Origin of the sequence: Chryseobacterium sp. 6424 (assembly GCF_003692615.1) — a bacterium.
Classification (GTDB): Bacteria; Bacteroidota; Bacteroidia; order Flavobacteriales; family Weeksellaceae; genus Kaistella.
Genome location: NZ_CP023540.1, coordinates 1,130,320 through 1,154,682, shown reverse-complemented (window position 1 = coordinate 1,154,682; position 24,363 = coordinate 1,130,320). Strand labels below are relative to the sequence as shown.

The 24,363-nt window shown below is 41.9% G+C and carries 24 protein-coding genes; 5 read left to right on the top strand and 19 right to left on the bottom strand.

All coding sequences use genetic code 11. The features are described 5' to 3' along the window. Positions 1 to 67: 67 nt before the first annotated feature. From CO230_RS05385 to CO230_RS05330, 15 genes are all read right to left on the bottom strand, one after another. On the bottom strand, positions 68 to 1,009 hold the full coding sequence (locus CO230_RS05385) for a hypothetical protein (RefSeq protein WP_122027656.1): 942 nt from the start codon (positions 1,007 to 1,009) through the stop codon (positions 68 to 70). Beyond that, the gene (locus CO230_RS05380; protein WP_122027655.1) at positions 1,009 to 1,899 is read right to left on the bottom strand and encodes a DUF6175 family protein; all 891 of its coding nucleotides are present in this window, start codon (positions 1,897 to 1,899) and stop codon (positions 1,009 to 1,011) included. The genes CO230_RS05385 and CO230_RS05380 overlap by 1 nt, the downstream gene beginning before the upstream one ends. A gap of 1 nt (position 1,900) precedes the next feature. After that, positions 1,901 to 2,299: a hypothetical protein gene (locus tag CO230_RS05375; protein WP_162989988.1), complete on the bottom strand. Its 399-nt coding sequence runs from the start codon at positions 2,297 to 2,299 to the stop codon at positions 1,901 to 1,903. Between the two features lie 3 nt (positions 2,300 to 2,302). Next, a complete protein-coding gene (locus CO230_RS05370) occupies positions 2,303 to 3,118 on the bottom strand; it encodes a penicillin-binding protein activator LpoB (protein ID WP_228438197.1) in 816 nt (271 codons plus the stop codon). Positions 3,119 to 3,132: 14 nt separating this feature from the next. Continuing rightward, entirely contained in the window at positions 3,133 to 3,663 is a 531-nt protein-coding gene (locus tag CO230_RS05365) for a hypothetical protein (protein ID WP_122027652.1), read from the bottom strand. A gap of 198 nt (positions 3,664 to 3,861) precedes the next feature. Further along, positions 3,862 to 4,059 carry a hypothetical protein gene (locus CO230_RS12190; protein ID WP_162989987.1) on the bottom strand — a complete coding sequence of 66 codons (198 nt, stop codon included), beginning with the start codon at positions 4,057 to 4,059 and terminating at the stop codon, positions 3,862 to 3,864. A gap of 296 nt (positions 4,060 to 4,355) precedes the next feature. Continuing rightward, positions 4,356 to 5,771, bottom strand: a complete 1,416-nt coding sequence (locus tag CO230_RS05360) for a class I SAM-dependent DNA methyltransferase (protein WP_228438196.1) — start codon at positions 5,769 to 5,771, stop codon at positions 4,356 to 4,358. Continuing rightward, positions 5,765 to 5,884, bottom strand: a complete 120-nt coding sequence (locus CO230_RS12360; RefSeq protein ID WP_228438195.1) for a type I restriction-modification system subunit M N-terminal domain-containing protein — start codon at positions 5,882 to 5,884, stop codon at positions 5,765 to 5,767. The genes CO230_RS05360 and CO230_RS12360 overlap by 7 nt, the downstream gene beginning before the upstream one ends. 135 nt (positions 5,885 to 6,019) lie before the next feature. Beyond that, positions 6,020 to 6,478 (bottom strand): IS200/IS605 family transposase, encoded by a 459-nt coding sequence (tnpA, locus tag CO230_RS05355; protein WP_122027651.1) that lies wholly within the window; start codon positions 6,476 to 6,478, stop codon positions 6,020 to 6,022. A 118-nt stretch (positions 6,479 to 6,596) separates the two neighbouring features. Continuing rightward, entirely contained in the window at positions 6,597 to 7,937 is a 1,341-nt protein-coding gene (locus CO230_RS05350) for a restriction endonuclease subunit S (RefSeq protein ID WP_122027650.1), read from the bottom strand. Continuing rightward, on the bottom strand, positions 7,937 to 9,844 hold the full coding sequence (locus CO230_RS05345; RefSeq protein ID WP_122027649.1) for an AAA family ATPase: 1,908 nt from the start codon (positions 9,842 to 9,844) through the stop codon (positions 7,937 to 7,939). The genes CO230_RS05350 and CO230_RS05345 overlap by 1 nt, the downstream gene beginning before the upstream one ends. Next, positions 9,831 to 10,295, bottom strand: a complete 465-nt coding sequence (locus CO230_RS05340; RefSeq protein ID WP_317124760.1) for an ABC-three component system middle component 5 — start codon at positions 10,293 to 10,295, stop codon at positions 9,831 to 9,833. Before CO230_RS05340 ends, CO230_RS05345 begins: the two co-directional genes overlap by 14 nt. A 43-nt stretch (positions 10,296 to 10,338) precedes the next feature. Further along, the gene (locus CO230_RS05335) at positions 10,339 to 10,911 is read right to left on the bottom strand and encodes an ABC-three component system protein (protein WP_162989985.1); all 573 of its coding nucleotides are present in this window, start codon (positions 10,909 to 10,911) and stop codon (positions 10,339 to 10,341) included. 5 nt (positions 10,912 to 10,916) lie between these two features. Beyond that, positions 10,917 to 11,075 (bottom strand): hypothetical protein, encoded by a 159-nt coding sequence (locus CO230_RS12185; RefSeq protein WP_162989984.1) that lies wholly within the window; start codon positions 11,073 to 11,075, stop codon positions 10,917 to 10,919. A gap of 13 nt (positions 11,076 to 11,088) precedes the next feature. Continuing rightward, positions 11,089 to 13,902 (bottom strand): type I restriction-modification enzyme R subunit C-terminal domain-containing protein, encoded by a 2,814-nt coding sequence (locus tag CO230_RS05330; RefSeq protein ID WP_122027646.1) that lies wholly within the window; start codon positions 13,900 to 13,902, stop codon positions 11,089 to 11,091. A 654-nt stretch (positions 13,903 to 14,556) separates the two neighbouring features. Here CO230_RS05330 and CO230_RS05325 point away from each other — a divergent pair. Then, on the top strand, positions 14,557 to 15,198 hold the full coding sequence (locus CO230_RS05325) for a DUF6266 family protein (protein ID WP_122027645.1): 642 nt from the start codon (positions 14,557 to 14,559) through the stop codon (positions 15,196 to 15,198). A gap of 88 nt (positions 15,199 to 15,286) precedes the next feature. On the opposite strand, the gene CO230_RS05320 is transcribed toward CO230_RS05325, so the two are convergent. From CO230_RS05320 to CO230_RS05305, 4 genes are all read right to left on the bottom strand, one after another. Continuing rightward, positions 15,287 to 15,532 carry a helix-turn-helix domain-containing protein gene (locus tag CO230_RS05320; protein ID WP_162989983.1) on the bottom strand — a complete coding sequence of 82 codons (246 nt, stop codon included), beginning with the start codon at positions 15,530 to 15,532 and terminating at the stop codon, positions 15,287 to 15,289. A 71-nt stretch (positions 15,533 to 15,603) separates the two neighbouring features. Beyond that, positions 15,604 to 15,960 (bottom strand): hypothetical protein, encoded by a 357-nt coding sequence (locus CO230_RS05315; protein ID WP_122027643.1) that lies wholly within the window; start codon positions 15,958 to 15,960, stop codon positions 15,604 to 15,606. Between the two features lie 442 nt (positions 15,961 to 16,402). After that, positions 16,403 to 17,116 carry a GEVED domain-containing protein gene (locus tag CO230_RS05310; protein WP_162989982.1) on the bottom strand — a complete coding sequence of 238 codons (714 nt, stop codon included), beginning with the start codon at positions 17,114 to 17,116 and terminating at the stop codon, positions 16,403 to 16,405. A 114-nt stretch (positions 17,117 to 17,230) separates the two neighbouring features. After that, the gene (locus CO230_RS05305) at positions 17,231 to 17,509 is read right to left on the bottom strand and encodes a hypothetical protein (RefSeq protein WP_162989981.1); all 279 of its coding nucleotides are present in this window, start codon (positions 17,507 to 17,509) and stop codon (positions 17,231 to 17,233) included. A gap of 488 nt (positions 17,510 to 17,997) precedes the next feature. Here CO230_RS05305 and CO230_RS05300 point away from each other — a divergent pair, with 488 nt between their 5' ends. The 4 genes from CO230_RS05300 (at position 17,998) to ligA (ending at position 24,294) form a co-directional block, all read left to right on the top strand. Next, positions 17,998 to 19,101 (top strand): M23 family metallopeptidase, encoded by a 1,104-nt coding sequence (locus CO230_RS05300; RefSeq protein WP_122027640.1) that lies wholly within the window; start codon positions 17,998 to 18,000, stop codon positions 19,099 to 19,101. 58 nt (positions 19,102 to 19,159) lie between these two features. Next, a complete protein-coding gene (locus tag CO230_RS05295; RefSeq protein ID WP_122027639.1) occupies positions 19,160 to 19,960 on the top strand; it encodes an SDR family NAD(P)-dependent oxidoreductase in 801 nt (266 codons plus the stop codon). A 153-nt stretch (positions 19,961 to 20,113) separates the two neighbouring features. After that, the gene (locus CO230_RS05290) at positions 20,114 to 22,186 is read left to right on the top strand and encodes a thiamine pyrophosphate-dependent enzyme (protein ID WP_122027638.1); all 2,073 of its coding nucleotides are present in this window, start codon (positions 20,114 to 20,116) and stop codon (positions 22,184 to 22,186) included. Between the two features lie 104 nt (positions 22,187 to 22,290). After that, complete coding sequence (gene ligA / locus CO230_RS05285; protein WP_122027637.1) at positions 22,291 to 24,294, top strand: NAD-dependent DNA ligase LigA; 2,004 nt, start codon at positions 22,291 to 22,293, stop codon at positions 24,292 to 24,294. The last annotated feature ends 69 nt before the right edge of the window (positions 24,295 to 24,363 follow it).

Below are 24,363 nucleotides of genomic sequence, written 5' to 3'. Positions count from 1 at the left end.
AAATGAATCAGGTCGATTAGTCAAATGCAGAACCTCTCTTTAGAGAAGTGATAACCATGCGGGAATATTATCGCACAATAATAACATTGCCCGGACGCTTCTGGCTGTTGTAAAAGGAAACAGCAATGTCCCTTATCGCACTGATCCTTTGTTTCTGAATGGCTACTTCATCCTTGCGTATGCTCATCTGCAAATCCCACTGCTTTTTCTCTTCCGCTGTTATTTGATTTTGAATGTTCTTAACCAACAGACTGGTTTCAGAAGCGCAGGGCGAACCGCTGTCTATACCTGACAGGGCTTCAAAAGCTGAGGAATAATCTTTCTGGGCAATAAACATTTTTGCGTCGCTGATAAGTGCTGAACATTCTTTACGCTGCAAATTCCTGAAAATTTCCAACGATTTGACCTGTGCAGTATTATAGCACTGCGCTGCATCGGGAACGGATGCCAAAAGCGCTAATGATTCTTCGTATTTTCCGGCTTTGCCAAGGTTCGCTGATTTTGAAATAAGCTGACTGCAGTTGCTGTTATAATACCTCAGCACTTTATCTTTCCCCTGGTCTATGAAAGCTGTTAAAGAGGGGTCGCTGGCAGACAGGGTGTTCAGCGCGTTGTTTATGGCGAGAGTAGTGTTTCTCCCGGAACCCTTTAAAGTTTTAGAATATGAGGAAAAAATAATATTAGTCTGATCCTGTTTTATCAGAAGTTGTAGCGTCATATTAATCACATTGATATTTTGCATACCACCTTCCACTACATCCTGGCTGTTGATAATGATGTTTGGCTGAAGCAGAAGACCATTATTATAATCTGTCGCTGCGATACCATGATTGGAAAGCAATTGAGTGAGTTTCCCTTCTGTTTTCACTAACACATCCTGATCAAAACGTTCTGCCTGAGCTTCGGTAAAGGAAATGGAGAGCTGAATTTTTCCCAGGTCGTCCTGGCTTTGCGGAAATGCGGCTGCCGAAGCCATAAACGCTACACAGATAAATAATTTTTTAATCATTACTTAATGGTAATATAAATGGTGTTTCCTTTTATGTCTTTGTCCGTCTGAAGGTTTATATTTCGGAAAAATTTAAACATCTCAAGAGCAAATTTGTTCGGGTTATAGTTTTTTCCGTTTGAATCTTTCAGCGGAATTTTCACATCATCCAGTATCATTCTCATATCGGTAGTACCCTGTATGTGGTAGTTATTCTTGTAGGCATTATTCTCCATCCACATCTCAATCTGGTCTGAGAGGGGAAGGTTTTCGGGAGCTATTACCGAAGACATCTTATATACTGAACCTTGGGCAAAACTGATATCAATGTTGATGGATTTACCGTTCGTTACGATATCAGTGAATTTGGTCTGCATCACATTGAGGAATTCCTGTGATACGCTTTCCACCGCTTTCGAGGCCAGCTTGCCGAAATCATCGGTATAGAACTTCCCGCTTTCGCCTACTTTGTTCGAAAGGGAATTTCCGGTAGAGGCCTCATAGCCCGACATAACTACCGATACCGAATTGCCGGAAGACGTCCTGCTTTCGGTTACTTCTGCCTGAACATAGATATCTGCTCCGGACATTTGGACAATCTGGTCCTTAAGATCAGTCTGATTGTCGGAGGTGAAGATATTGTTGTCTTTTGCGGATTTCAGTTTGGCGATGAAGTCTACTGTGGTAAACCCGCGCGAATCAAAAACCTCTTTTATTTTTGTAAGCGCTATCCTTTTGTTGACATCATTTTCAAGGATATTACGAAGGTCCTCACCTTCTTTCACATACGGAATCACCATAATTTTCGGCTGCACAGTCTGCACATTGGAAGCGGACATCTGGGCAAAGCCGGGGAGGCTGACCAACGCAAGGGCCAGCGGCAGTATATTTCTTAGGAAAAAGTTTTTCATTTTAGTAACCGAATTTTCGGATGATGGAGTTTTGTTCTAAATCTGATTTGAGGGCTTTTGTATTGAGGACAATGCGGTAACTGCCGTCTTCATTTTTTGAGGCGACCGTTACAAATGTTTTGTACTGCTGCTTCTGGAAAAAGTCTTTAAAATAAGCCGGATATTGCTTCTGGATTTCGTCCTCAGCGGTGGATATCAGAGGGTATGTCTGATTGCTTTCAGGAAATCCGCGGAATAATAATTGATAAATGGCCGCGTATTCCGGATTACCAGAGTTTACATCCAGAGTTATAGATGTGCTGTTGCTCTCGATAACCTGTATCTGGGAAACCCTACGCTGCGTTGTGCAACCGGAAATAAAAAACAGGCCTATAAGTGACAAAGTATAGAGGTATCTCATCTGTTATTTTTTAATGATCAATGTGCAGTCGGGTTTTTGTGAATCCGAGTAGCTGGCAACGATGTTTTCACTGGATTTCTTATCTAACGCGACTGCTTCAGAGAGATTTTCACCTGCCAGATTAACCACTTCGACAGTGGCGATTTTCTGGGGATACTTCTGCCCTTCGATAATTTCCGTTTTTTCTATTATAAACCTGTCACCTACCGCTATGCCAGCGTTTTTACCTACATTCAGCAGAAATTTGCCTTTGTTATCCACCTGCAGGATTTTTATAACTTTACCCTGGACAGGAAAATTCAGCTTGAAATAATGATTGATTTCTCCCTGTACAGATTTCATCGCATTTTGCACCGCACTCTCCGGTGACAGCATCAGGTCGCTCGCTTTACCTTCAAAGCTTGTAGCATCGGTACTTAGGCCGGTAGCCACATCTACCACTTTCATCTGGAAGGCAACACTTGCCTTATAGCCGGTAACTGTTCCGGCGGCACTTTTGATCGCGTATACAGGAATTTTAGTGATATGTCCAGTAATAATCTTTTCAGCCGCCATACTGGCGCCTTGTTCCACCAGGTTTTTACTGTCCATGAAAGCCTCGGACTTTTGAAGTTCAAGCTCGTCCCGCACCTTATCTGCGCTGGTACGGTCTACAACGCGGAATCTCTTGGTATTTGTGAGCATTTCCACGACCTTTTCCGTTACCAGACCTACAAACCTTCCGCTTTCATCGGTACTGAAGGCACTTACACCGACTACCGTTCTGGTATCCTCCTGCGCCATAAGTTTGGTAAGTGACAGCAGGAGGAATAATGGCAATAGTATTTTGTACATTACAGATTACCGGAAGTGCTAAGGGTCTGGATCATACTCTGGATGGCATTAACCTGAAAAACAGTTTCTTCGCCTAATAGCGCTACTGCGTTTTTTGCATAATTTACCGCAGATAAGGCCTTACTCAGCTTGAGGGGATTTTTAGTTGCCGAAGCATCTTGCGAAGCGGTAGCGAGTGCAGAGGTAATCTGTTCAAGGTTTTTTTTCTGCGCGTAAATTCTTAACGAAAGTTCTGTAACTTCTGCCAGCGTAGGCTTTTTAACAGTAATATCCGTAATGCCGTCAGCGTTCTGGCCGATCGAGCGGTAGTAGAAGTTTTGAAGCAAAGGTGTTATTGCTGCAGACTCTAACGCGGTAGATCCAATGTTTGCCTGAAGGTCGTCAATTGACTGAATGGCTGTTTTATTAAAAGCTTCCAGATTTTGAATTTTTTCAATTCTTTGTTTTGAAGATTCCATTTCTTCTTTTGTTTGTCCAAAAACGCTGGTTGACGCCGCAAGTAAAAATGCCGCAAGTAAAATTTTATTCATGATTTTAATTTAATGTATTTCCAGTATGCCCTTCTACAATTTTCCGGATCTACAGTTTAATCCGCAAAACAGGAACGGCTCGCCGAATGGCGAAAAATATTTTATTGTTTGAAAGATATGTGAAGACAGAAATGTCACAAGGCTAGGTGCTGGTCCAGCTGCTGAAGCCAGACCGCTATCCCTAAAAAATCTGCGAAATTAGCTGGTAATTATCTGAAGATTTGCCTTCGCCTTGAATTTATTATTCAGTTCAACCCCGCCTTTTTTGACTTCGAAGACAGAAAAGTTGATGTTCTTGTCATAGCTGGATGTAAAAGGAATTACGCCAATTGATACTTTTTCCTGAGCTGAGAAAAGACTGCCAATAAGCAGCATAAATAGTAATGATTTTTTCATGTAAAATGTTCAGTTAATTTTTTTCCAAAAGTATCTTTTAAAAGCTGCTATAATATGCCCAAGATTGCCCAAATGAACCTACCCATAAAAACAAGAAGATACTACTGATGGTAAGAAGGATCAGTAGTACGGTAAACGGAACAATAAACCAATAACCGACGGTTCGGCAAGGTGAGTACAGTCTGATCATGCCGTGTTTGCCGAAGTGTTCCCCTCCACTGTCGCTCAAATCCCATCGCGTGGTCCCCATATCAGCTAAATTTTCTATTTTTACCTTTGAGCCGAAACTATAAATTTTATTTAATTTCTTCACCCTTCTCCAGCTCGCTCACAATCTCCCGAAAACTCGCCAATCCCGCTTCTATATTATCAATGATCTCCAGAGCCAGAACATCCGGGTCTGGCAGGTTATCCAAATCTGTTAAGCTTTGGTCTTTTACCCAAAAGATATCCAAGCTGGTTTTATCTCTTACGATGATTTCATCGTAAGTATATTTTCTCCAGCGTCCGTCAGGATTCTCCTCACTCCAGGTTTCTTTGCGTTTGTAGATGTTTTCGGGATGATAACATTTTACAAAGTCTTCTAAATCGGCTTCCGTCAGCGGTTTTTTCTTCAGTGTGTGGTGAACGTTGGTTCGGTAATCGTAAAACCAGACTTCTTTCGTCCACGGGTCCTTACTTGCCGGTTTGTTATTGAAAAACAGTACGTTCGCTTTTACCCCATTGGCATAAAATATTCCGGTGGGCAAACGTAAAATAGTATGTAGTTCAGTGGTCTTTAATAACTGCTTCCTGATTTCCTCTCCGGCACCACCTTCAAACAAAACATTGTCCGGTAAAACGACTGCCGCTTCACCATCAATCTTCAACAGGGATTTAATATGCTGTAAAAAGTTCAGCTGTTTGTTGCTGGTGGTTTCCCAGAAATCCTGACGGTTATAACTGATGTCTTCTTTTTCAATATCACCGTCTTCGTTGGTCACGGTCATGCCGCTTTTCTTGCCAAAAGGCGGATTGGCCAAGACATAATCATAGGTCTGACTTTCAGCTGCTATCAATGCGTCATTTGATTTTACCAAAGGTTCAGCATCTATCTCTCCGATACCGTGCAGGTAAAGGTTCATCAGACACATCCTTCGGGTGCTGGCTACAATCTCATTACCGTGAAAAGTACTGTTCTTCAGGAACATCTTTTCGTCTTTGTCTAATTTATTGTTTTCGGTCAGCCAGTCATACGCTGCCAGAAAGAAACCGCCCGAACCGCAAGCCGGGTCCATTACCGTTTTCATAGGCTTTGGCTGTACACAGGCAACCATGGTTCTGATTAATGCTCTGGGTGTAAAATATTGACCCGCTCCCGATTTGGTATCTTCCGCGTTCTTTTCCAGTAGTCCTTCGTAGATGGTTCCTTTTACATCGGCACCCATCATGCTCCAGTCTTCTTTGGCGATCATCGTAATAATGCGCTGCAGGTTGGCCGGGTCTTGTATTTTGTTCTGACTTTTTACATAAATCTGCCCCAGCATTCCTTTTTCCGTACCCAATGAACGCAATGCCTGAATGTAAAACGACTCCAGTTCTGCTCCGTTTTTTGAGACTAAATTCTCCCAAGAGCAAACCTCTGCGCCTTCCACTTCATTGCCATCTACATCTTTAAGTCTGGGTAATTTTAAGTTTCTGTTATAAGGTGGTTTGTTAAGTTCATCTACCATTTAAGGAACAGTAAGTACGTTATCTGTTCAAGATAATCACCATAACCAACTCCGTCGTGGCGCATTACATTGGCCAGATTCCATATTTTTGATACAATTGCTGATTCTGTCATTTTATTTTTTATGTACAGCTCCGTAGGAGCGAAATATTATTAAAGCATTATTTTTAAGCACCATAGAGCTCCAGCGGAGCGAAATATCAATAGCTCCGTAGGAGCGAAATATTAATAAGAAATATTAATAAGAAATCAATCTTCATCAAACAAATATTCATCTTTAAAATCGATCTGATATGCTTTTAAAAATTCAATGTATTCTTCTTTAAAGGTTTTTTTCCGATGATGCTCTTCTTGATTTTTTATGTATTCAATCACCTTGGGTACACCCGATTGGCTAACGGTAAATGCGCCAAAACCGGTTTGCCACTCAAAATGAATGTTGGTCCATTTTTTCTCATTGATCCATTTAGATGAATTGGCTTTTATATCGCGAATTAAATCTGATAAATTACAATTGGGTTTCGTGCCTATTAATAAATGAATATGGTTCGGCACTCCATTCACAATCATTAGTTTTTGGTTTTTATTGGCAATAATGCCCGCAATGTATTTATACAATTCGTCTTTCCATTGTTCGGAAATATAATTGCTTCGGCCTTTCACGGCAAAAACAATATGAAAATATAATTGGGTGTAGGTGTTTGCCATAAATTTTTAAATACGATTAATATTTCGCTCCTACGGAGCTATTCATATTCCGCCATGATGTGCTATTAATATTCCGCTCCTACGGAGCTATTCATATTTTGCCACGCTGTGGCGGTTTTTAATGCGGTGTTTTTTTATTGGGTTTAGCCGTTGTTTTGTTCTGCTCCACTTTTATTCGCTCTAACAATACATTTGCAGGTTCATAATCGTGAGCCAGTTTACATGCTGCCAATTCCTGTGCAGTTAACAAGTTTCCTTCAAATGCTTTTTTAAGAATGCTTTGGCGTAAGGCTTCTGCTTTTTCTAAACTTTCTTTGATGTTTTGTTCTATGGAATCACAAACGGATAAACGGGATTCAATTTGTTTGACGATTTGTTTTTGTTGATCAATACTATCAGGAATTAGAAAATCAAAACTCTCTATTATTTTCCCACTTATATTCGGAAGCAAAGAATCATTTGCTTGTCTTACTATAGGGTCTTTAAAAAATGTACTTTTAATAAAATATTGCAAGTATTCTTTGAGAACTGAACCATTCTTTATCAAAAAACGACCAACACGCTGATTTAAGAAACAAGGTAAATCAGCTTTCCTAACAATAACCGTTTTAACACTATTTAAAGACTTTATAACTGGCCTTGTCATCGCAATTAGTACATCTCCTTCTTTTAAAGCATATGATTTAAATTCATTTACTCTACCTTCATCAATATATGAAGTGTCATCCCAATTTATATTATCAAGATTGACATTAGCAATTTTAACTACAGGAATACCTTCATTTTGAAATTCTTGGCTTTTAAATGCATAACCTCCTTGTAATGTAATGAGAGAACCTAGCTTAACAATTTTCATATCATTGCTAAGGTTTGCAGATATATCATTAATTTTAGTTTCAATGAAATTATCTTTTCCTTTCTTCTTCACTTCCCCCTCAAAAGCCTTTTTCAAAACCGCTTGTCGGTAAATTTTTAATTGCTGTTGTGCTTTTTTTAGATCGGCTACTCCGGCATCTAAACTGCTGAATAAACTTTCTAATTTTTTAACAATGGCTCGTTGTTCGGGAATATCTTCAGGAATTAAAAATGTTTCTTTTTCTAATAATTGAAAATGTCGAGCATAACCCTTATTCTCAATTTTTATTGTATGTAAAAGATAATATAGGAATTTCGGTAAAATATTACTCTTTGCTTTTAAAACTTTAACACCATCTGCACCTGCTATAAACCGAAATGGAATAAATTTTTTGACTTTTGTGTGATCTCCAAAAACAATATATGGTGGTTCATTTGGAACGAGTAAATCTTGATTATCAAAATATCCACCAATTAATTCTTGTCCTTGGTCAATAACTGGATATTTTCCTTCAAATAAATATTCCTTTTGTTTTATTTTAATTTTATTTAAAGAAATTTTATCACAGACATCGTTGAGTGTTTTTTGTTTCCAGTTATTCATTAAATATTCTTCAAAGTTTTGTTGTTTTCATCATAAAATTCCCCAACGCAAAGTTCCGTGCCGTTTAAATCTTCATCTACCATTGAAGTAGTTAAAATAATTTGATGTTCGACATTTGAACTATTAGAAAGCTCAACTATTTTTCTTTGAAAACTTTTACTTCTATCAGGCTGCATTCCTTTATCTTCGATATTGTCACATAAAATGAATCTGGGAAATCTAAAAAACGCAAATTGTAAAGACGCAAAAAATATTGCAAATCGAATACTGTTTTTCAGATATACATTCGAACTCTCAGAAAAATTGTTTTGCCCATCTAATAAAAACGTATTTTTTGAGAAGTCTAGTTCAACTATTTTGGCATTTGCAAATTCCTTTTGCCTTCCTAGATCACTTTTTAATATTTCTAAAGTTTTGGTTTGAATAAAATAACGAGCATTAAATAATTTTGTGTTTTTATCTTTTTCTTTTGCTATTATTGAGGCTCGTAAATCTCTAATTTTAGCATCTAATCTTTTTAATTCTTTTCTTAAAACATCAATTCTTGATATAGCTTTTTGTTGCTGTATGAGAAAATTATTTTTGGAAGTCATTTCTCCTTTTTTAATTAGTAAAGAATCGTAACCTTTGTTTCTTCTTGTTTGAAACCTATTTAATAAAGACTCTATTTCACTTTGAGTAGTTTTAATCTCATTACTTAGAGATGGAATTAGTGATTTGAACTCTTGTAATTTTAATAGTTTATCTTTAAGCAACATTTTAGACTCCCTTATTTGATTGTCTATCTCTTGTTGCATCTTTTTGTGATGAGATTTTATTTGTTCTTCTGGTAAAACTTGCTTACATAAACTACAGCTATGATCTGGTTGGGAAGTTGTTAACTCACTTAAACAATGAGGGCAATGGGTGAAATCTATATTACCGAAAAGTTCTTTGGTAACTAAAGATTCGTTAATTGATAAGCTTCGTTTAGTTAAACTATCAATAAATTCATTCGAATCTAAAATTTCATATTCATAATACTCAATTTCTTTTAATGTATCTGTAAATTCTCTTTTATGTAGCAAAAGCGAATCATTTAACTTTTTAATAATTTCTTCAGTTTCATCATCGATATCAGAATTGCTTATATCATCGCCACCTGCTAATGCCTCATCAATTTTCTTCAATTGTTCTAGATTTTCTCTAATAAGGGCATCTATTGTTTCGATTTTTGTTTCTGCACCAGTCGATTTGTAAATTGATTCTATTCCTTCAAACTGCTTTTTAAATATCTCCTGTTCCTTTTCGCTCTCTCTTAATTCTAATTTATCAGTATATAAAGTATCATCATAAACACCAAATAACAAATCTGCTACAGTTGTTCTTGTTATAGAGGAATCAAAGTTATCAGACATCATTAAATCCTGTGTAGAACTTTTTTGATCTATATATATCAATCTGAGAATTTGGTGCATCGTAATATTACTATCAACATCTCCCCTTAATTCCGGAAATCCTAAAGCTAAAAACAAAGCGTTAGAGAAACTTTTTTTGTGTTCTGATCTTTTATATGGAAATATCTCCCAATTTTCACTACCAGCTTTTTTTGAATCTTCGTAGCTTCCCCAAAATACGGACATTGGTTGCATTGCTTTTTCGGAAACAGTTCTTTTCAATGTGATTTTTGCATCGTTTATTTCAACTTCAGCAATAATATCTTTACACTTAAGAGCTTGTGAAGTCCATTTATTGAAGTCTCCTCCAAGTATATAAAAAATGAAGTTTGCTATTGTAGATTTCCCTGAGCTATTGTGTCCTCTTATAATATTTACCCCACTATGAAAATTCTGATCGTAAGCAATCTTTCCTTCGTGAGAAAATATTATTAATCTATTTAACTTTAAAAAGGGGTTATATTGTGTCATATCTAAATTCAATTAATCCTGTTCTTTCTTTTAAGCCAAGATGTCCATATAAATCAATATCTGCTATCGGTCCAGCTAACAAAGTAATCAAGTTCGTATTCAATTCCACTGATTTCTCTACCATAATTTGAAATTCCTCTCCAAAAGATTTTTCGGTAACTTTTACAATTCCGTTTTCAAAACTTTCCGAATCTAAATAACCATATGCTACCAAAATTTTCATCGCCTGAAATTGTATGCTGTTCATTTTATAAAATATTCTTTTAGGATTATTTATCCTATCATATTTATTTTTTTCACGCTTTAAAAATTTTTCATATTTTTTAAAACCAACTGGCTTTTTGATATCTAACAATTCTGTAGGATATACATAGTAGAAATCAAGAATTTTCAATTTGTCTATTTCTATTGTTTTTGCAATTCGAGAACTCAACAAAATTATTCTATACATTGTATGATAGATATCGTAAGCTGGATTGTAAATTAGCATAATTCTACTCCCATTTTATGTGACAATTACCTGTTAAAAAATATATCATTCCATTAATATCGTCTTTAAGAAGTCTTAATACATTCACTCCTAAAATTCCTTGAGCAGGCTTTATAACCCTTTCATCAAGTAATAAATTGATTTGCATTATAGAAGAAGTCTTTATCAACGGATACACGTGCATATTGAAATCTGAGCAAACTTGAGACAATAGATAGGCATAAATTTCTTGAGCTGCTTCACTATTTTCATTAAGTTTAATTTTCTTTGCTATTCTTTCTTTTAGTAATGCTGCTCTTTTATATTCAAAATCACGATTACCTGCTTTCAGTTTATACTCTAAATCATAAACAGTATCTTCATCTAAATTTGTGCTGTAATGATTTAAGTTGTCTACTATATCATTAAACTTATTATTAGTAAGTGCTTCATCTTTAAATTTTTTAACTAATTCCAGCATATAATCCGTAGCAGGATTTAGCACATTGTTTACATTAACACTGTGATCATATTTATTGCCTGCAACTACATCTCCTCCTGCTTCTATATGTTCCTGATTTATTCTACTTAAATCCATAGAAATCATTTTTTATCTCGACCCACAACATCTCCATTACTTTTAATATTACTTTGAGTTACGTTATTAGAATTGGATTTTGAAATCTTTAATGTAATTGGGATAGATATACCTGCCCCTACTATTGCTCCAATAATTGCGCTTATAATTTCTTGTGTTGTCATAATTTATAGTTTTTTATGCAGCTAATGCTTCATTTAATTCATTAATAATACTATCCATTTCGTTACCAAACAATTGGTACATCTTTCCTCTTCCGCCTTTGCTGTCAAACGGGTTATAATCTAAATCATCCAGCTCAATATGGTACGAACTTATAATGTGGTCTTTTATCATTCTCAACCATTCCATTTGCTCGGTGCTAAAGCGGTTGTGCTGTCCGGCATTTTGTGCAAAAATCCAACGCTTAAAATTCTCGTCAATGGTTTTATCAAAAGGCTTCAGTTCTTCATCTATGCCACACACTTTCCTAATCAAAGAAACCAATGCCGTCAGTTCATCTTTCGGGCAATCGCTTTTTACTTCTTCTATACCCGCATAAGCACTCCAAACGTGAGCAGGAGCCAACAGTGGTTTTTCCAGTTTCAGTTTATCCATTACTTCTTTTATCATTTTAAAAGTAATGTTGCGGCGGTTGTAAGGCTGGTCGTAGAAAATACTCAGCGCCTGTATCTCGTCTTTATTGGCTTTCAGGTACTCGCTGAAATCGTTAATCAAGGCTTTGGCTTTGTCCACCGATTCCGTGTCCCATTCTGCTTTGGTTACTTCATCCAGATTGATATGGTCGATAATCTGTTCATGCTGTTTGCGCACATTGTCAATATGCTCATTCAGTTTGCCGTTAAAAGTTAAGGATGCTGTTTTCAACAAAGCTTCCTGCGCTTGGGCTTTGGCTTGTTCTTCTTTTGCAGGCGTTCGGTCCTGTACGGGAATTTGTGCAATAATGGCATTTGCTTTATCGGCAATCACATCCGCATCAAATGCCTCAATCAGTTCGCGGGTCATCTGCTTTAAGCTTTTGCCTTTTGCCAGTTCCTGTATTTTCTCTTTCTCTGCATCGGTCAGCTGCTTTTCCAAACGGATGAGTCGGTTAGCCAAAGAAAGATACACATCTTCTTCCTGCACGCCCATCGTAACGGCTTGCAACAAATCTTTTAAAGGAATAGTTGGCTGCCGTTCCAGCGGACGGCTGTCTGTCTTTTTAGATTTGGTGGCACCCACTGCATCTACAATCACGAAGTGTGTTTTAGCATCGGCAGTTTTGCTTACCAGTTTTAATTTATCGGCAGAAATGGTACGCGTTCCACGTCCTTTCATTTGTTCAAAATAATTGATGCTTCTTACATCCCGCATAAACAGCAATACCTCCAAAGGTTTCACATCGGTTCCGGTTGCAATCATATCTACCGTAACGGCAATACGCGGATAATAGTCATTTCTAAAACGGTTCAGCACCGATTTTGGGTCTTCTTCTATTTTATAGGTTACCTTTTTACAGAAATCATTGCCTTCTTCAAATACTTCTCTGATGATATTGATAATGTCATCGGCGTGGCTGTCGGTTTTGGCAAAGACTAAAGTTTTAGGCACTTCATATTCACCATTTTCATCAAAACGATTGGGAAAAATGTCTTTTCTCAAAGCGTCTTTGTAAGCCGTAATAATCGTTCTGATTTGGCTGATGTTGACTACTTTTTTATCTAAATCGTTGCGCAGATAAGCGGTGTCTTCATCTTCCTGTTGCCAGCGTTTGGCTCTCGACAGTTTATCTCTTCTATCTACAAACCAACCTTTTTCTATTAAAGCGCCTTTTGTGGAAATATCGGTTTCAATTAAATACACATCATAAGGAACGTTCACACCATCGATAACCGATTCTTCGTAAGTATATTGGCTCACTACATTTTCATTAAAGAAACCAAAAGTTCTTTTATCAGGTGTTGCGGTTAAGCCAACTAGAAACGCATCGTAATAATCCAACACCTGTTTCCAAAGGTTATAAATAGAACGGTGGCATTCGTCAATAATAATAAAATCAAACTGCTCGATAGGCACTTTTGGATTGTATGCTACCGGAACGGCCTCTTTTTTTGCCAACTGTTTTTCTATCCAGCCTGAATTTTCATTGGGATTGACTACATCTTCCTCCTCATCCATTTCCTCGCCCTGCAAAATAGAATACATCCGCTGAATGGTAGAAATACAAACCTGACTTTCATCGGCGATATAACTTGAAGTCAATCGCTGCACGTTGTATAATTCGGTAAACTTACGGTTATCGTCCTGCGGTTGATAGGCTCTGAATTCCTGTTCTGCCTGCTCACCTAAGTTCTTGGTATCGACTAAAAACAGAATGCGTTTAGCCTTTGCAAATTTCAGTAATCGGTAAATGAATGTAGCGGCAGTAAAGGTTTTACCCGCGCCCGTCGCCATCTGTATCAAGGCTTTTGGCCGGTTGCCTTTAAATGATTTTTCTAAATTATTAATTGCAGTAATCTGCGCCGGACGCAAACCTGTTTCATCCAGTACCGGATAATCTGCAAATCTGCCTCGCAGACTTTTTTCTCTTTTCCTCCATTCCAATAAGGTTTCCGGCTTATGGAAGCTGAAAACATTTCTGCCACGGGGTTTAGGGTCGGTATAATCGGTAAAGCGGGTAACAACGCCCGTGCTTTCGTAGATGTACTTTAATCCATCTGTATTCTTGAAGAATTTCAGGTCGGCATTGGCATATCCGGAAGACTGCTCTTCCACGGTTGTTAATCGGTGTCCTTCATCTTCCTTTTTGGCTTCAATTAGCCCCAACGGTTTCTGATTCACGAATAGTACATAATCAGCAGGACCTACACTTGTTTGATATTCCCGCACGGCCACACCCAATCCTACACTGAAATCGATATTGCTTTTAGATTGTACGTGCCAGCCGGCCAGGCGCAGCATCTCGTCGATCAAATCTCGGGCTTTCTGTTCGGGGTTTTGGTTGAATGCCATTCGTGTTTTTAAAGGATATTAATGGCTGAAATATACAAATTTCCAGGGAAAATATACGTTTCCAGTCTTGCCCAAAACAATCAGGTTTAAAAATGTTAGTCCAGCATAAAATTCCAGTGATCTCCCCTGTATGTTGCTGCACCTTTGCTGCACCCTTCTTCCCAAAATTACCCTTTTTCCGAAGCAGTCCGCAACAAATCCGCAACAAGCCTGCAACAAAACTGCTTTTGTTGCAGACGCAACCGGACATAAGGGGACATTGGCGGACAAAGCTGTTACCTTTATTGCCATTACAGGACGATGCTGTACTTCAGGGGTCCCATACAGTTAATCAAGGTTAATTCGGGCATTGGACTGAGACATCATACCTTTTGCTGTCATGTACACTTTATGGCGGACCAACCAGCATAATATCGGCTTATCTGCGAAAACGAACATTAGCGGGGATATTTAATAGCATCAAAATGGCAATAATGCACAGACACGGAAAGAAATAGTGAGAATATAACAAAACAGGAAAGACAGGTTAAATTTATGATAACGGAAGACATAAGACATCAGCTACAGAAAGTTTAACTCACTGATTTAAAACCACTTGCATTTGTCTATAATTGCTTTTACATTTGTCCTGTTAAACCCCTAAAAATTTGTACAATGGGAACAATCAAAAAAGGAATCCTCGGTGGATTCAGTGGTACTGTAGGTACCGTAGTAGGCGCTAACTGGCGCGGAATGGACGTTATTCGTAGCCGTCCGAAAAGAACGGGAAGCTTGGCGACCCCCCAACAATTGCTGCAGCGCGAAAAGTTTGCGCTGGCTATCAGGTTCCAGAACTCGCTGCGCACGATGCAGAAGCGGCTCTATGGTGACAACGCCGGCGTGAAATCGCGGGTGAACCTGGCTGCCAGCCAGCTGCTGCGCGAGGTGGTGACGGATGTGAACGGCACGGTGATGCTGCAGATGGACAAGGTGCAGATCACCAAAGGTGAGCTGACAGGCTTCCAAGACCTGGCGGTAATGGCGGCTGCCGGTGAAGTGCTGAACTTCACGTGGACGGACAACAGCACGCAGATGATGGCCAACGCGACTGACATTTTCAGCTACGCCATTTATGAGCCGGAAAGTGGTGAGTTCTTTGTGAAAGAAGGGCCGGAAGTGCGCACTACGGCGCTGGCAGAGGTAGCATTGCCTGCAGAATGGACAGGTGCTACGGTGCATGTATATGCATTCTTTCAGAATGCGGAGCAGGATCTGGCCTGCAATTCCGTTTACCTTGGTACAGCTGTTGTGATATAGCAGCTGGCCAGGTAACCGGGGGAGAAGATGCCGCAGAAAGCCTCGCTTTCCTGCGGTATTTTTTTATGTTTGGCGGATTACGGCTGCCCTACTCGCCTTCCCGCATCTTTCGGTCAACGGCATCTGCCAGATAATAGATCTTGCCGCCTATCTTGGTGTAAGGGATCTTGCCCTCCTTACGCCACCGGTGAAGGGTACGGTCAGATACATGCAGCACATTCATCATTTCCGAAGTGTCATAATACGTGCCGGTCAGCGGATGTGCACTACTTTCATTCTGCCAGCCCGGCGTTCGGTACTTAGGGCGGCTGCTGGTATTTTTCTTTCTGTTCATAAGTGTCGGTGCATTGATAGATGCGTATTTTAAGATTATTACTTTCCGTTTTGTACCTTTAACTGATCTGCTCACTTCTTAATCACCCGTTGGTGAAGCCTGAAGAAGCCTTCTTCTGCCGTTTTCTTGATGTCATATATGATGGTTTGCTTCGCCATGTAATCTACACCCAACTCGTCGAGCATGGTTCGCGCATTGATGTAATCGTAGTCACCAGCCTTGCCGATGGGGAAGCTGTTTTCCTTGGCGTCGTGCGAAACTTCCATCAGCAGCTGGTCGTCTTCACCAAAACCAAACCGTACAAATCGGTTTTTTGCTGTGTTGAGTAGCTCCATCGCTCCTTTTGATAATCCAAGTTTTCCTGTTTTGTGCACCGTAAGCTTTGCACTGTTTGCTGTTACATCTGGTTTAATAAATCGTATAATCATCTCTTAATGTTTTTACATAAATAAAAATATTTCTTTTTAAATAATTAATATACTTATATAAAAATCTCCAAGTAAATACATTTCTTCCCGCTTAATCGTTGAAATTGCCGATGGACAGCCTGAATAGAGCAAAAATATTTTTATCCACATTCTGCAAAACTATAATAGTTCCGATGTATTATAATGTTACTGTGTATCAGTTTGTTTTAAACTGTATTGCAAGATGTGATACAAAATAGGATGCAAATAAGTACAAATAAAGGTAAAACAGAGCATAATAGAGTATAACGGTCTCTATGTTGTTTTGATGGAAGTACTAATGCGGCGGTCGGTTTTCCGATAACCTACAGCAACCACTAAACGATTAGACGCCGACAACATTCTTCAATTACCCACAAAAAAAGCCGCCCATTGAGGACGGCTACAGGTTAAATACTATTACTTACTTTTTCACAATCTTCCTTACAACAGAAGAACCGTCTTTAAAATGGATGGCTAACAGATAGACCCCCGCATTCAGGTGGCGGATATCTATTTGGCGGCGGTCTGCAAATGAGGCGACCTGGCGGCCATTAATATCAGTGATGCTGATGTGACTCACGGCCGCTGCTGCGCTGATATTCAGAAGGTCTTTAACAGGGTTTGGATAGACCTGAACAGTTTGCGCCGCGGTATTGCTCACACCCATGGTGCTTTGTACTTTGAGGGTATAATCTTCGGTCTCGCCATAGGTATCAGCTACATCACAGGCTTTGCCCGCCGTGGCTCCCGATGCACCTACCGTCGACAGCCTTACGCGCATACGGTACTCACCGTCTACCAGGGTTGCGGGAATCGTGACCATTTTACTGAGGATACCCTGATCTGTGGAACCGATGTAAATAAATTCATCAGCATCGAAAAGAAAATTCTTGTTGTAATCGATCCATACAGAAACCGACTGCTCAAACCAGCCATAGCCTATTTCAACTTCCATGCTGTAAGTCTGGCCCTTCGTCACCGTGGCTGTACGTGCGGTAAAATCGGAAAAGCCGTTGGTGCTGCAGGCGGACAGGCTTTCCAGATCGGCCAGCTTCACGCGCTCAATCACGGCACCGTCGGTACAGTTGAGCGAAGGTTCACAATAAGAGTCGCGCACCTCCTGGGTGCACTTCACACGTCTTGCGGTAAATTCCCAGTCGCTGCTGCCGCAGTTTGCGTTCCGGTGGGTGTAGAAACGGACGTTACCGTCTGCCGTGGCTGTCCAGGTAGCTTTCCCGGGACCGTAGGCCTACACACTACTTCCGTCCGCGGTGGCAATGGTTACATAAGCAATATCGTCATCGATATTGTCGGCGCTGAATTTGTAAGTGACTCCGTTGGTGAGCTTCACCATTGAATATTCGCCCGTGAAGGCATAATCAACAATCAGTTCGGACGAGCCGGTACAGTTGGGTGTAAATACGCCGGAAGGATACTGATCGTTGGGAGCAGTGAGGCAACCCGCAAACTGTGCCTGGGTGAATGATGACACCGCTAAAAAAGAAAGGCAGAATAAAAATAATCTCATAAATAAATATTGTTTAGCCGACAAGATAGCATAATATCTGCAAACAATGCAAATTAAAGTCTCTGTTGTTGCTATATTTATAAATCCGCGTCATCCGCGCCATCCGCGGGAAACCTTAAATCATCTATCGAAATCACTGCCACATTCAAAATTCAAAATTCAAAATTTAAAATTAATAACCCGCGTCATCCGCGGGGAAAACCTACATACACTAGAATCATTGCAGCATTAAAAATTAAAATCTGCGCCATTTGCGCCATCAGCGGGAAAATTTTAAAATAAACGTCGAATTCACTGCCACCATTTAAAATCTATAATTTAAAATTTATTATTAATAATCAGCGCAATCAGCGCCATCCGCGGGAAAACCTTAAATCATCTATCGAAATCACTGCCACATTCAAAATTTAAAATTTAAAATTCAAAATTTAAAATTAATAACCCGCGTCATCCACGGGAGACGGCGGTATTTTTGCATTAAAGCTCACATGTTCAGACTTAAAAATGTAATTCTTACAGCTTGCGTTTCGATTGTCCTCTTGGCATGTGATGGTTTCAAGATGCCCAAAAACATCTTCGATTCCTCCGCCCGCGCCAGGTATGAACGCAGCTTCAAAGGAGCCGACAGCCTGATGACAGAATGGAAAAAGAACTTTGAGGTCGCTGCTACCAGTCAGCTTTCGGTGCATGACGGATTCTCTGCCATAGTCGAATATGAAATCAATGACCTGCATGCCCTTGCCTATCATCTTGAGTTAAACCGTGGTGAGCGCCTCATCATCAAAGCCGGACTTCCCGAGTCTCCTGGGCAGCGGATATTTGTGGATGTAGATCCGGCCGATTCACCGGTTAGCCCAGCCTCAAGCCAGTTGTTACAGGCTGATGGTTATTCAGAGGTCATCGAGAATACGGGGCGTTATCGCATCATCATTCAGCCAGAAATTGGCTTTAGCGGAACCTTCAATCTTAGGATTTATACCCAACCTTCGCTCGCGTTTCCGGTAGCGGGCAAAGGCAATGCGGCGGTACAGAGTTTCTGGGGTGCGGCGCGTGATGGCGGTGCGAGAAACCATGAAGGCGTGGATATTTTCGCGGCACGCGGCACACCGGTGGTGGCTGCTGTGGATGGCATCGTGATGCGTACCGGCCATCAGGGCCTGGGTGGAAAACAGGTGTGGCTGCGGGATGGCCTTTTAGGGAACTCACTTTATTACGCCCATCTCGACAGTGTGATGACGACGGCAGGAACCCGTGTGAGAACCGGCGACACGCTGGGCACGGTAGGTACCACGGGCAATGCCAAAGGCGGAAGCCCACATCTGCATTTCGGCATTTATTCCACCGGCAGTGCGGTAGATCCGTGGCCTTTTCTGCGTAAACGTGATGCAGCTAAAAGCAGCCCCCTGAAGATTCCAGCTTTACAAACTTTAAAAGCCTCTTCAAACCTTCGGCGGGGTCCCGGAGCAGATTTTGAAATTATCGCTAACGTTCCATCCAAAACTTCCGTAAGAATTCTTGCACACGTGGGCGATTGGCTGCACATTAAAACAGAATCTCTAGAAGGATTTGTACTTTTAACCCGGCTTTATTAATTGATATTCAAATAACTGGCATAATATCTGTTCGTTTAGTTCCATTAAAATCATTAATATGGAAAATCAAAAAACCTACACGCTTATCACGGGTGGCAGTACCGGAATTGGACTTGAACTCGCCAAGCTGTTTGCAAAAGACGGTCACCACCTTATTTTAGTGGCACGCGATGAAAATGAACTCTCTAAAGCCGCTGATGAACTGAAAAGTATCGGTGATATTGAGGTGATTACGATTTCAAAAGACCTTTTCCACATGGAGCAGGCCTATGAGCTGCATCAGGAAATCACCCAGCGGAACCTTACCGTAGATATACTCGTGAACAACGCCGGGCATGGCTGGTATGGGGAATTTAAGGATACCGACCTTGAAATGGAACTCAAAATCATCCACCTGAATATCTGCAGCCTTGTGATCATCACCAAACGCTTCCTGAAAGATATGCTGTCCCGTGGCAGCGGAAAAATCCTTAACACCTCCTCTATCGCCGCTAGATTTCCGGGACCTTGGCAATCCGTATATCACGGTACCAAAGCATTTGTACAGTCGTTTACCGAAGCGATCGGCGCGGAGGTAAAGGAACAGGGAATCGTAGTGACCGCACTGCTGCCGGGGCCAACCGACACCGACTTCTTCAACAAGGCACAGATGCTCGAATCCAAGGTGATGGACAACAAAATGTCTGACCCTGCAGATGTCGCCAAAGCCGGTTACGAAGCATTAATGAAGGGCGACGACATGGTAGTGGCAGGCTTGAAAAATAAGATGCAGGCTGCCCAGTCCGCGATCACCCCAGACAGTAAACTGGCTGAAAAAACCTACAAGGACCAGGCTCCGAAAGATGAGAGCGGTACATAAGACACGCGCAGATAGATAAATCAACCATTCTTTCATACGCCTGCTGGCAATTCCAGGTCAGCAGGTTCTTTATGGTCACGCATTACATAAAATTCATTCCCAGATTCAATTCCGTATTTTTTTAGTTATACTAAAATTAATATCTTTGAAAATATGGAAATGAAAACCGGAAAAACCGTCTCTCAGGAAATTTTAGTCCGTGCGTACCGGCACATGATGCTCGCCAGGGCCATGGCCGACCTTTATGAAGAAAACAGAAGTGTCACCACCTATGTACACAGCACTTCCCGCGGGCATGAGGCCATACAGCTGGCCACCGCCTATCAACTGACTAAGGATGACTGGGTGTCCCCCTATTACCGTGATGAGAGCCTGCTCCTCGGTATTGGTTTCGAGCCTTACCAACTGATGCTTCAGCTTCTGGCCAAAGCAGAAGACCCATTCTCAGGCGGACGTTCCTATTACTCTCACCCCTCCAGCCTGGATGCTGACAAACCCAAGATCATCCACCAAAGTTCAGCTACGGGCATGCAAACCATCCCAACGGCTGGCGTAGCGCAGGGCATACAGTATATTGAACATTTCAAACTCAAGGATTTTGAGAATAATCCAGTGGTCGTGTGCAGTCTTGGTGACAACTCCGTAACGGAAGGGGAAGTCTCCGAAGCGTTTCAGTTTGCCGCACTGCATCAGCTGCCTATCATCTTTTTGGTGCAGGACAATGAATGGGGCATTTCGGTAACCAAGGACGAAGCCCGTACCGCCGATGCCTATGATTTCGTGGCAGGTTTTACCGGTCTTAACCGCATGCGTATTGACGGGACCGACTTCATTGCCAGCTATGAAGGGATGAAGGAAGCGGTGGATTTTGTACGCACCGAACGTAAGCCGATGCTGGTATGCGCAAAAACCGTACTGATTGGGCATCATACTTCCGGGGTGCGCCGCGAGTTCTACCGTACCGAAGATGACCTCATAAAGCACCGCACGAAAGATCCGGGCGTTATTTTAAAAGCCTGCCTACTGGAAGAAGGCCTGGGTGAGGCAACGCTGCATGAAATGGAGGCGGAAGCCAGAACTTTGGCTGAACAGGCGTTCCTGAAGGCCCAGCAGGCACCGGCTCCACAGCCTGAGACCGTTACCCAGCACGTTTTTGCGCCCACTCCTGTTACTGAGGAAATCGGGGACAGAAACCCGGCAGGACAGGAAAAGATAGTGATGGTGGATGCCGCGATCCACGCGATACAGGAACTGATGTGGAAGCATCCTGAAGCGGTACTTTACGGCCAGGATGTGGGCGAACGCATTGGCGGCGTATTCCGTGAAACGGTGACCTTAGGAAAGAAGTTTGGCAATAAAAGAGTCTTCAACACCCCGATCCAGGAGGCCTACATCATCGGGTCCACCGTTGGGATGAGTGCTGTAGGACTGAGACCTATCGTAGAGGTACAGTTTGCCGACTATATTTACCCGGGCATCAACCAGCTGATCACCGAGATCTCGAAATCGTGTTATCTAAGTGGGGGGAAATTTCCGGTGAGCAATATCATTCGGGTACCCATCGGTGCCTATGGCGGTGGCGGACCTTACCACAGCGGCAGCGTAGAGAGCATCCTGGCCAACATCAAAGGGATTAAAATTGCCTACCCAAGCAACGCAGCTGATTTTAAAGGATTGCTGAAAGCGGCCTATTACGATCCGAACCCTGTGATCATGCTCGAACACAAAGGCTTGTATTGGAGCAAGGTGCCCGGCACTGAAGAAGCCAAGACCATCGAGCCCGCGGAAGATTACATCTTACCGTTTGGCAAAGCCAATATCATACTGAAAGCCGATGATGAAGAAGTCAGTAAAGGACGTACCGTAGTGGTGGTCACCTATGGCATGGGCGTTTACTGGGCCAAGGAAGCCGCGAAGCAACACCCCGGAAAAGTTGAGGTTATCGACCTGCGCACCCTGATACCCCTGGATGAGGCCTTGGTCTACGAACGTGTGAAATTACACGGGAAATGCTTGGTACTGACCGAGGAACAAATCAACAACTCATTCGCGGAAGCCTTCGCACACCGCATTTCGCGCCACTGTTTCCAATATCTCGACGCACCGGTGGAAGCCATGGGCGCCCTTGACCTGCCCGCCGTACCGATCAACGTGATCCTCGAAAAGGAAATGTTACCCAATGGTGAAAAAGTAGCCATCAAACTTAGTGAGCTGCTTAAAAACTGATTTCAGGCTGCATTAAAAATGCGTCTAACCCTATCATGGCTGTCTATTTTATGCTATTTTTGTATAAAGTGGATAGCCACTTTCATTAATTTAAACACCGCCACATGTCCGAGAATATTCAGCAGAAGATAGAGGCCCTGCGCCAGGAAATTCATCAGCACAACTACAGTTACTATACGCTTGATGAACCCACCATTTCCGATTTTGAATTTGACCTTAAACTTAAAGAACTACAGGAACTCGAATTGCAGTTCCCGGAATATTACGACAGCAATTCGCCTACCCTGCGTGTGGGTGGCCAAATTACCAAGAACTTCCCTACCGTCCAGCATCAGTTCCGGATGTATTCCCTAGATAATTCCTATGATTTCAATGACCTTGAGGACTGGGAACGGCGTGTACAGAAAACGCTTAACCAACCCGTAGAATGGGTGGCTGAACTGAAGTTCGACGGTGCTTCTATCTCAATCCTTTACGAAAATGGCAAACTTAAGGAAGCCGTAACGCGGGGCGACGGTTTCCAGGGTGATGAGATTACCTCAAACGTAAAGACCATTCCCGAAATTCCGCTACAGCTTCATGGCCAGTATCCGGATCGCTTCTTTATGCGCGGCGAAATATATCTTACCCAAAAAAACTTTCAGAAAATCAATGCCCGGCGTGCGGAGGAAGGCCTGGATCCTTTCATGAATCCACGAAATACCGCTTCCGGCAGTCTGAAAATGCAGGATTCGGCTGAGGTCCGGCGGCGTGGCTTATCCGCGGTACTCTATCAATACGTCGGTGAACAGGTGCCTGCGGCCACACACTGGGAACTGCTGCAGCAAGCCCGCATCTGGGGTTTTAAAATATCTGACCAGGCCAGGCTTTGCCGTAGTATGGAGGAAGTACAGCAATTCATCAATTATTGGGAAGAACACCGGCATCAACTCGGGTTCGAGATTGATGGTATCGTAATAAAAGTGAATGAACTCGCACAACAGCGTGCCCTTGGCTATACCGCCAAATCACCCCGTTGGGCCATGGCTTATAAATACAAAGCGGAAAAGGCCGAGACAGTGCTGCTCAGCGTAAGCTATCAGGTAGGCCGGACGGGCGCGGTGACCCCTGTGGCCAATCTTACGCCGGTATTATTGGCCGGCACGGTGGTAAAACGTGCCAGCCTGCATAATGAAGACATCATCAAGAAGCTTGGCCTGCATGAGCACGACCACGTATATGTAGAGAAAGGTGGAGAGATCATCCCAAAGATTGTAGGGGTGAACCTTGCAAAACGAAATGCTGAGAACAAGGAGATTGAGTATATTAAAAACTGCCCGGAATGCGGCACGCCGCTACAGCGCATCGCAGACCAGGCCATACATTTCTGCCCGAACGAGCTGCACTGTCCGCCACAGGTCGTGGGCCGCATGATACACTTTGTATCGCGCAAAGCCCTGAATATCGAAAATCTGGGCAGTGAGACCATCGAGCAGTTATACCGCGAAAAATTGGTGGAGAACCCAGCTGATTTTTATGCACTGACGAAAGAACAGCTGCTGCCACTGGAACGTATGGCCGAAAAGTCCGCGCAGAACATCATCAACGGTATTGAAAAGTCTAAGGAAATCCCTTTTGAAAAGGTGCTGTATGGTATCGGTATCAAACATGTGGGCGAAACCGTCGCAAAGAAACTGGTGAAGAATTTCAGTTCCATTGATGAGCTGAGAAAAGCCACACTGGAAGAACTTGTGCAGGTAGAAGATATTGGTGGGAAGATTGCCGAAAGCATCACCGCATTCTTTGCGAACCCTGAAAACATTCTGATGACCGAACGCCTGAGAAGCTACGGCGTACAACTCGAAAAGCAAGCCAGCCAAAACGAGACCGTTAGCCAGATACTGCAAAACAAGACGTTCCTGTTCACCGGCAAACTTTCATTATTCACGCGAGATGATGCGGAGGAAATGGTGGAAAAACACGGCGGCAAGAATATTTCTGCCGTTTCCAAGAACCTCAATTATCTCGTGGTGGGTGAAAAAGCCGGCAGCAAATTAAAAAAGGCGCAGGAATTGGGCACCGTAACCATTCTGGATGAGCAGCAGTTTCTTGATCTGATCCAGAAATAAAAAAAAAGAATCCTATAAAAAAAGAATCCCGGCTTCAAAGGCCGGGATTCTTTTGTTTTTGTGGGTTTT

Coding starts and splice junctions, on each gene's coding strand:
- CO230_RS05385 (WP_122027656.1), bottom strand. CDS start 1,009: ATGATTAAAAAATTATTTATCTGTGTAGCGTTTATGGCTTCGGCAGCC.
- CO230_RS05380 (WP_122027655.1), bottom strand. CDS start 1,899: ATGAAAAACTTTTTCCTAAGAAATATACTGCCGCTGGCCCTTGCGTTG.
- CO230_RS05375 (WP_162989988.1), bottom strand. CDS start 2,299: ATGAGATACCTCTATACTTTGTCACTTATAGGCCTGTTTTTTATTTCC.
- CO230_RS05365 (WP_122027652.1), bottom strand. CDS start 3,663: ATGAATAAAATTTTACTTGCGGCATTTTTACTTGCGGCGTCAACCAGC.
- CO230_RS12190 (WP_162989987.1), bottom strand. CDS start 4,059: ATGAAAAAATCATTACTATTTATGCTGCTTATTGGCAGTCTTTTCTCA.
- CO230_RS05360 (WP_228438196.1), bottom strand. CDS start 5,771: ATGGTAGATGAACTTAACAAACCACCTTATAACAGAAACTTAAAATTA.
- CO230_RS12360 (WP_228438195.1), bottom strand. CDS start 5,884: ATGACAGAATCAGCAATTGTATCAAAAATATGGAATCTGGCCAATGTA.
- tnpA (WP_122027651.1), bottom strand. CDS start 6,478: ATGGCAAACACCTACACCCAATTATATTTTCATATTGTTTTTGCCGTG.
- CO230_RS05350 (WP_122027650.1), bottom strand. CDS start 7,937: ATGAATAACTGGAAACAAAAAACACTCAACGATGTCTGTGATAAAATT.
- CO230_RS05345 (WP_122027649.1), bottom strand. CDS start 9,844: ATGACACAATATAACCCCTTTTTAAAGTTAAATAGATTAATAATATTT.
- CO230_RS05340 (WP_317124760.1), bottom strand. CDS start 10,295: ATGTATAGAATAATTTTGTTGAGTTCTCGAATTGCAAAAACAATAGAA.
- CO230_RS05335 (WP_162989985.1), bottom strand. CDS start 10,911: ATGGATTTAAGTAGAATAAATCAGGAACATATAGAAGCAGGAGGAGAT.
- CO230_RS12185 (WP_162989984.1), bottom strand. CDS start 11,075: ATGACAACACAAGAAATTATAAGCGCAATTATTGGAGCAATAGTAGGG.
- CO230_RS05330 (WP_122027646.1), bottom strand. CDS start 13,902: ATGGCATTCAACCAAAACCCCGAACAGAAAGCCCGAGATTTGATCGAC.
- CO230_RS05325 (WP_122027645.1), top strand. CDS start 14,557: ATGGGAACAATCAAAAAAGGAATCCTCGGTGGATTCAGTGGTACTGTA.
- CO230_RS05320 (WP_162989983.1), bottom strand. CDS start 15,532: ATGAACAGAAAGAAAAATACCAGCAGCCGCCCTAAGTACCGAACGCCG.
- CO230_RS05315 (WP_122027643.1), bottom strand. CDS start 15,960: ATGATTATACGATTTATTAAACCAGATGTAACAGCAAACAGTGCAAAG.
- CO230_RS05305 (WP_162989981.1), bottom strand. CDS start 17,509: ATGAGATTATTTTTATTCTGCCTTTCTTTTTTAGCGGTGTCATCATTC.
- CO230_RS05300 (WP_122027640.1), top strand. CDS start 17,998: ATGTTCAGACTTAAAAATGTAATTCTTACAGCTTGCGTTTCGATTGTC.
- CO230_RS05295 (WP_122027639.1), top strand. CDS start 19,160: ATGGAAAATCAAAAAACCTACACGCTTATCACGGGTGGCAGTACCGGA.
- CO230_RS05290 (WP_122027638.1), top strand. CDS start 20,114: ATGGAAATGAAAACCGGAAAAACCGTCTCTCAGGAAATTTTAGTCCGT.
- ligA (WP_122027637.1), top strand. CDS start 22,291: ATGTCCGAGAATATTCAGCAGAAGATAGAGGCCCTGCGCCAGGAAATT.